Genomic DNA, 7,509 nt, shown 5'->3' on the forward strand with positions numbered 1-7,509 from the left:
GGGGGTGCCCCGGCGGTGTCGCCGATCAGCGCCGCGCGCGCCGCGACATAGGCGGGGTCGAGCAGACCCGCGACGGGCACATTCGGCACGTCGCCGACATAGGCGTCGCGGTCGGCATACATCAGCCGGCTTGCTTCGGCATATTTGACCCACGCGACCGGATCGTCGGGACCGCGCGCCGCGATATCGGTGCGTTCGATCATTCCCATCAACTGGAGCAGGCCGACCCCGCTCGACGGCGGCGGCGGGGCGCAGAGGATGTACATGCGGTAGCCGTTGCAGACCGCCTCGCGCGCCACGGGCTTGTAACCCGCGAGATCGGCCTCGGTCATGCTGCCCGCGAGGTCGCCTTCGTGCAGGCGCGCGACGATGCGCTTCGCGGTTTCGCCGCGATAGAGCGCGTCGGGGCCTTCGGTGGCGAGGCGATGGACGAAAGCCGCATAGGCGGGGTTCTTCAGCGTGTCGCCCGCGCGAACCTTTCCGCCCTTTCCGTCGCTGAAATAACGGACGACATCGGGGGCCGACGACTGCGGGTACGGGCCGTGGACGAAGCGTTCGAGCCGCGCGCTGACGGTGAAGCCCGCGCGCGCGACGCGCTCGCTGTCGGCGAACAGCGTGCCCCAGTCGAGCTTGCCGCGTTCCCGTTGCGCGAGCGCGAGCATCGCGACCGCACCGGGGATGCCCGTGGCGCTGCCGCTGAGCACCGCGGTGCGAAAGGGGATCGGCTTGCCGCCGTCGTCGAGGAACATGTCGGGCGTCGCGCCGGCGGGCGCAGTTTCGCGGCCGTCGTAGACGCTGACCTTTCGGGTCACCGCGTCGTAATGGACAAGGAAGGCGCCGCCGCCGAGCCCCGAGCTTTGCGGTTCGACGAGCCCGAGCATCGCCTGGACTGCGACGGCCGCGTCGATGGCGTTTCCGCCCCGACGCAGCACGTCGAGCCCCGCTTCGACCGCCAGTGGATGCGCGGCCGCGACGAAAGCCTGACGTTCCTTCGCAGGCGCGGGTTCGCGCGCCATCGCGACGGGGGTGCTGGCGGCGAACAGCGTCGCCGCGAAGATAAGGAACGCGTGCTTCACGGTTCGACCGCCAGCGCGCCCGGACGGCGCGGATCGGCGGCGCCGAGGAAGCGGCCGTTCTCGATCATGATCGACTGCGCGCTGCCCATCGTCTCGTCGCTGGTGACCGGATGCCCCATCGCCTTCAGCGCCGCGACCGTATCGGGGTTGAAATTGGGCTCGACACGCAGCGCATCGACCGCACCCTGATAGATGCGCGGCTGGTGCGTCGCTTCGGCAACGTTCATCCCGTGATCGATCGTGTTGACGATGACCTGCACCACCGACGTGATGATCGTGCTGCCGCCGGGGGTGCCGGTGACAAGCCAGGGCTTGGCGTCCTTCATCACGATCGTCGGCATCATCGTCGAGAGCATTCTTTTGCCCGGCGCGAGGCCGTTGAGCGGCGGCGCCGTTCCGTCGCGTCTGGCCTCCCACGCCTGTTCGTGGCTGTAATTGTTCATCTGGTTGTTGAGCAGCACGCCGGTGCCCGCGACCATCACCCCCGACCCGAAGTCCGAGCCGAGCGTGTAGGTGGTCGAGACGACATTGCCCTCGCTGTCGGCCACCGAGAAATGGGTCGTTGACGGGCTTTCGTAACGGAGCGGATCGCCTGCGGGCATCGCGTCCATCGGCTTCGCCTTGACGGGGTCGATGAGCTTTGCGCGTTCGGCGGCATAGTCCTTCGAGATGAAACCGCGGATCGGCGCAGTGACGAAGGCGGGGTCGCCGAGCGCGCGATAGCGGTCGATATAGCCCAGCTTCATCGCCTCGGCCATCACGTGCAGCGACTTTGCGCTGTTCGCGCCCATCGCCTTGATGTCGAAATGCTCGAGCTGGTTGAGGATGTTGAGCAGCGTTGCGCCGCCCGCGCTCGCCGGCGGCGCGGTGTAGATGGCGTAGCCGCGGTAGCTGCCGACGAGCGGATCGCGCTCGACCGGGCGATAGGCGGCAAGGTCGTCGGCGGTGATCAGTCCACCATGGGCTTTCATGTCGGCGGCGAAACGTTTCGCGACTTCGCCTTTGTAGAAGCCATCGGCGCGATGCTTCGCGATCTCGCCCAACGTCCACGCGAGTTCGGGCTGTTTCAGCACCTCGTCCTTGGCGTAGAGTGCGCCGCCTGCCTTGTAGAAGGTCGTCTGGCCGCTGCTGCTTTTCGACAGGCGGTTCTTGCCCCAGCTGAAGACGAAGGCTTCGTCGGCGGTCAGCCGCACTCCGTCCGCCGCGAGCTTGATCGCTGGCGCGACGAGCCGGTTCCACGGCAGTTTACCCCATTTGCGATGCGCAAGGTCGAGCCCCGCGACGGTGCCGGGGACCGCCGGGGCGAGATAGCCATAGCTCGCCTCCGCGCGTTCCTTGCCCTTGTTGTCGATGAACATCGCGGGGGTCGCGGCCTTCGGCGCGACGCTGCGGAAATCGAGCACGCGTACCTGCCCCGACGCAGCGTCATAGACGGTCATGAAACCATCGCCGCCGATGTTGCCGGCGCGGGGCAACGTGACCGCGAGCGCAAAGCCGACCGCGATCGCGGCGTCGACGGCATTGCCGCCGTCGCGCAGCACCTGAGCCCCGACCTCGCTCGCGATGGCATTCTGGCTGACCACCATGCCGCGCGTGCCGACGGTCGGCGAATGAACCGACGGATATTCGAGCAGGTGGCGGCTCTGCGCCGCGAGCGGGACCGGGACAACGAGCGCAAGCGAAAGCGTCGCGGCGAGAAGGCGGCGGAAGATCATCGACATTTCCTTATACATCGTCGCGGGAGCGATAGACGGCGACGTCCATTTCTCCCTCCCAGCGCGCGACGGCGGTCGCGATCGACAGGTCGGACGTGACGTTGGGAACGGTCCGGATCATGTCGAGGATTCGGTCGAAGGGCAAGACGAAGCCGACGACGATCGCGGTCTGCTCCGGCGTGATGCCGATCGCGTGGAGCACCGCCGCGAGGACGAAGAGCGACCCCGACGGCACCGGCGCGACACCCATCGCGACGATCGTCGTCGTCCCGGCGATCACCAGATAATCGGCGAAGGTCAGCGGAACGCCGAAGGCCTGCGCGGCGAACAGGGTGAGGATCGCGACATACATGGCGGCGCCGTCCATGCCGATCGTGGCGCCGAGCGGCAGCACGGTCGAGGCGACGGGGGGCGAAACGCCGAGGTTGCGCTCGGCGACGCGGATCGCGACGGGCAGCGTCGCGCTCGACGACGAGGTCGAGAAGCCGACCATGATCGCATCGGCGATACCCCGAAAGAAGGGAAGGGGTGGCAGCCAGGCGAGCAGCCTGACAACGATAAGGCCGTGGACGAGGAGGGTCACGACGAGCGAGCCGACGAGCACGCAGACTGCGAGCTTGATTACCGCGAGGAAGCTCGCGGGGCCGCTGGTGCCCATGACGACGGTGATCAGCGCGAAGACGCCAAAGGGAGCCGTCTCCATCACGAAACCGACGATGCGCAGCATCACTTCGGACCCGCTCGCGAGCAGGCGGCGGACCGGTTCGGCCTCCTTGCCCGCGGCGATCACGCCGGCGCCGACAAGGATCGCGAAGAAGATCACCGACAGCGTCGCGCCGTTCGCCATCGCGCCGATCGGATTGTCGGGGATGATTTCGATGAACATCCGCGCGGGATCCTGCGGCTCGGCGACCGCGCGCGGGATCGCGTCGGCAAAGCTTGCACCGACACCGGGCGCGATCAGTGTCGCGACGAGCAGACCGGTGCTGACGGCGAGCGCGGTGGTGAAGACATACATGCCGAGCGTCTTCACCCCGATGCTGCCAAGCCGTTTGGGATCGGCGAGCGCGGCGACCCCCGACGCGATGGTCAGAAAGACCAGCGGGACGACGAGCATGCGGATCAGCCGCACGAAGAGTTCGCCGATCCAGCCGATCGCCGTTGCCCCTTCGCCCCACAGGACACCCGCCACCGCGCCGAGCAGGAGCGCGGCGAGGATGCGTTTCCACAGCGCGACACCGAACCACGCGCCGAGCGCGCGGCCGAAGAGGCCGGGCGCGGGGGGCGCGGTACCGGCTGAAGCGGGCGCGATGTCGTTCATCTGGCTCTCCCCTGCCGACACGCGTCAGAACCGCTTGCTGATCGAGGCGTAGAACTGGCGGCCACGATTGCTGTAGAGGTCACCGATATAGCCATAGGTCTGATCGGACAGCGGCGCGAGCTTGTTGAACAGGTTGCGCACACCGAGGCGGAAACGTGTGTCTTCGAGCAGGCCGCCGTCGGCTTCATACTGGACATAGACGCTGTGCGACATGAAGTCCTTGACGCGGAAGCGGGTGCCGTCGGCGAGCGACGCCGAGGTGTCGCTGACGGGGCCGACATAGCTCGCGAACCAGCCCGCGCCGAACCCCTTGTAGCGCCAGCTGAGGCTCGCCGAACCGCGCCATTTGGGACGGCCGTTCTGCTCGATCAGGTCCTCGGCGCCGACGATGATGATCGTCGGATCGATCTCGCCCGATGCCTGGCCGTCGAGTAGCGCCTGCTGCAATTCGCCCGGCGCCTGATAGAATTCGAGCAACCGTGCGGCGTTGAGGCGCAGGCTGAACTCGCCGATCCCGGTATCGCGCACCTGATAATAGAGGCCGAAGTCGATGCCGCGCACCTTGCGCGGGCTGAGGTTGGTGTAATTGTCGATCACCTGGATGACATCGCCGACGGGATCGATCCCGCTCCCGGCAAAGTCGTCGATATCGGCCTGCGTCGGGTCGGCACGCTCGACATTGGGGTTCGACGATCCCTGAAGGCGGAGGAGATAGTCGAGGATCAGCGCGTTCGAATCGCCGAACAGACCGATCACATTCTTCTGCCGGATTTCCCAATAGTCGGTGGTGAAGGTGAGCCGGCCCGCCGCGCCCATGTTGAGCTGGAAAGTGCCGCCGAGCGACAGGTTTTCGGCGGTTTCGGGGCGCAGCTCCTTGCTGCCCGACCGGTTGCTGACGATGGCCTGGCTTTGGGTGCAGTCGTCGAAATTGGCGATGCGGGGAGGATCGGCGCGCAGGTCGGCCTCGCAGCGAACCCAGTCTCTCCGCGTGTTCGACCGCTGGATGCCGTTTTCGAAAAGCTGCGGCAGGTTGGGCGCGCGGAAGCTTTGCGACCAGCTGCCACGGAACTGCAGGTTCGGGACCGGGTACCAGCTCAAAGCCACCTTGGGCTTCGCGACCGACCCGAAGCCCTGATAGGATTCGGCGCGCCCCGCGAGCTGCAGGTCGAGCGAGTGGATCAGCGGCACGCGCATTTCGGGCGAGACGAGCGGCACCGCGAATTCGAGATAGGCCGATAGCACGTCGCGCGAACCCTTGCTGTCGGGGGTCGGGCTGGCGCCCAGCGTGTCGCTGCCGTTCGACGAACCGTCAAGCGCCGTGAAGAAAATCGTGCCGTCGAGGCGGTCGTCGCGGTCGTCCTTGAAGGTTTCGTGACGGAACTCGACCCCCGCTGCGACGCCGACGCGGCCGCCGGGCAGGGTGAAAAGATCGTTCTTGCTGAGCTTGAAATCGGCGAGTGCGAGTTCGGTGGTGCTCGTGCGGCCGATATCGACCATGAAGCCGTCGATCACGCTTTGCGGGTTGGGCGTTGAATCGAGGCGGCCGGGATTGAGCGGATCGCCGCCGTTGAACGGGTTATATGCGGTCGCGTCGGTGCGCGACAGCGCCTCCTGAAACAAGGTCAGTGACACGGTGCGCATGCTGTCGGTTGTCTTCGCCTTCGAATAGAGCGCCGCGGTGTCGAAATCGAAACCGAATATCTCGCCGCGGAAACCCGCGAGGAAGCGGGTCGTATCATTCTTCACATTGACGACGAGCGGGCCGGCGTCGACCGGGCGATAGTCGAGCAATTCGATCGGTACCCCGCTGGTCGCGACGCCCGTCAGCCCGGGAATGCGGTTGGGGCTGCCGACGGGACCGAAGGGGTTCCAGTAGCCATTGGCCGGAATGATCAGCCGCTGGCTTGCGAGATTGGTTTCCTGTTCGCGCTGCGACTGGAATTTGGCGTGATACCAGCCCGCCTCGGCATAGAATTCGAGGCCCGATACGAACTCGTGGTTGAGGAAACCGAACAGGTTGAGCCGATTGTTGCGCCCCAGAATCGTGCGCTGGTCGTTGATGTCATATTTCAGATTATTGTCGGTCGAGGCGGTCGACAGCGAACTATTGTCCCAGCACGTGCCGGCATAAGGCGTCGGCGCGATACAGCCGTCGTTGGTGTCGGGCTGGATATGGAAAATGCCGCCGGTCGTGAGCGGCCTGCCGTTGACTTGCGCGACGGTGCTCGACTCGGCGTAGCTGTTCGTCAGTCGCCGAAATTCGCCCCATATGCTGTCGCCAGACATGTTGTCGAAATCGCTGTCGCCTTCGAACGGCGTGCCGGCGACGAGCGGACGCAGGTCCGACGAGCGCGAGTTGCGGCGTTCGCGTGCATAGAGCGGATCGCGGTGGTTGAACGAACCGAACAGCGAGATATTCGTACGGCCGTCGTTGAACGTGTGGCCGGCCTCGAAGGAGAGTTCATACTCGCGCTGGTCGCTGTCGTCGGTCAGGCTGTATTCGCCGGAAACGCGCAGGCCCTTGAAATTGTCCTTGAGCACCGTGTTGATCACGCCGGCAACTGCGTCCGAGCCATAGATGGCGGCGGCGCCGTCGAGCAGCACCTCGACGCGGCGGACGCCGAGCACCGGGATAGCGTTGGTGTTGACGCTTTGTACCGGAACCAGATTTTCCGACTGGGTACCGGGGTGCAGCACCATGCGGCGACCGTTGAGCAGCACCAGCGTATTGCCGGTGCCGAGCGCGCGGAGGTTGATCGACGCGACGTCGCCGCGCGCGTCGTTGATCCCGCCGGCATCGCGACTTTCGTTGAACGCGACGTCGCCCGCCTGCGGGATCGCGCGGAACAGTTCATCACCGTTGGTTGCGGCGATCGCGTCGATGTCCTGCTCGCCGAGTACGGTGACGGGAAGCGACCCGGCGACGTCTGCGCCCTTGATCTGCGACCCGATGACGACGATTTCGTCATCTTGTCCGTCCGTTTGCGGCGGTGCGTCCTGCGCCATGGCGACGCTCGCGCTGGCGATGAGCGAGATGCCGCCCATCAGGCTGGTGATACGAAGTCCCCTGTTCATCATTCTGCCCTTCCCTCTGTAATTCGTTATTTTTGAATAATTGTTTTGCGAATCCTCAGCGCTCTCCGTCGATGATCGCGGCGACGCGCTCGGCCGATCCCGCAGCATAGGTCCAGCCGAGTGCCCCGTGGCCGGTGTTGGCGATCACCCCATGGGCGATCGTCCGCGTGATCGGAAGCGAATCGGGGGTCATCGGCCGCAGGCCGGCCCAGCTCGATTCGATCGCGTCATAATCGGCGGCGTCGGGCAATGCGGCGCGCGCGCTGCCGACCAGCGCGGCAAGGCGTTCGGGTTCGACCCCGGCATCGCGGCGGCCAAGGTC

5 protein-coding genes are annotated in these 7,509 nt (G+C 66.0%); all 5 read right to left on the reverse strand.

The features are described from left to right. On the reverse strand, window positions 1-1,076 hold a 1,076-nt coding region (locus tag VN047_RS14530; RefSeq protein ID WP_325543844.1), incomplete at its 3' end, for a gamma-glutamyltransferase family protein. Further along, on the reverse strand, window positions 1,073-2,791 hold the full coding sequence (gene ggt / locus VN047_RS14535; protein ID WP_325543846.1) for a gamma-glutamyltransferase: 1,719 nt from the start codon (window positions 2,789-2,791) through the stop codon (window positions 1,073-1,075). The genes VN047_RS14530 and ggt, both read right to left, overlap by 4 nt. A 10-nt stretch (window positions 2,792-2,801) precedes the next feature. Further along, window positions 2,802-4,112, reverse strand: a complete 1,311-nt coding sequence (locus VN047_RS14540) for a dicarboxylate/amino acid:cation symporter (protein WP_325543848.1) — start codon at window positions 4,110-4,112, stop codon at window positions 2,802-2,804. 24 nt (window positions 4,113-4,136) lie between these two features. Further along, a complete protein-coding gene (locus VN047_RS14545; protein WP_325543850.1) occupies window positions 4,137-7,190 on the reverse strand; it encodes a TonB-dependent receptor domain-containing protein in 3,054 nt (1,017 codons plus the stop codon). A gap of 52 nt (window positions 7,191-7,242) precedes the next feature. After that, window positions 7,243-7,509, reverse strand: a 267-nt coding sequence (locus VN047_RS14550) for an FAD-dependent oxidoreductase (protein ID WP_325543852.1), incomplete at its 5' end; no start/stop codon positions are given.

This window comes from Sphingopyxis sp., from assembly GCF_035565275.1.
Taxonomy (GTDB): Bacteria; Pseudomonadota; Alphaproteobacteria; order Sphingomonadales; family Sphingomonadaceae; genus Sphingopyxis.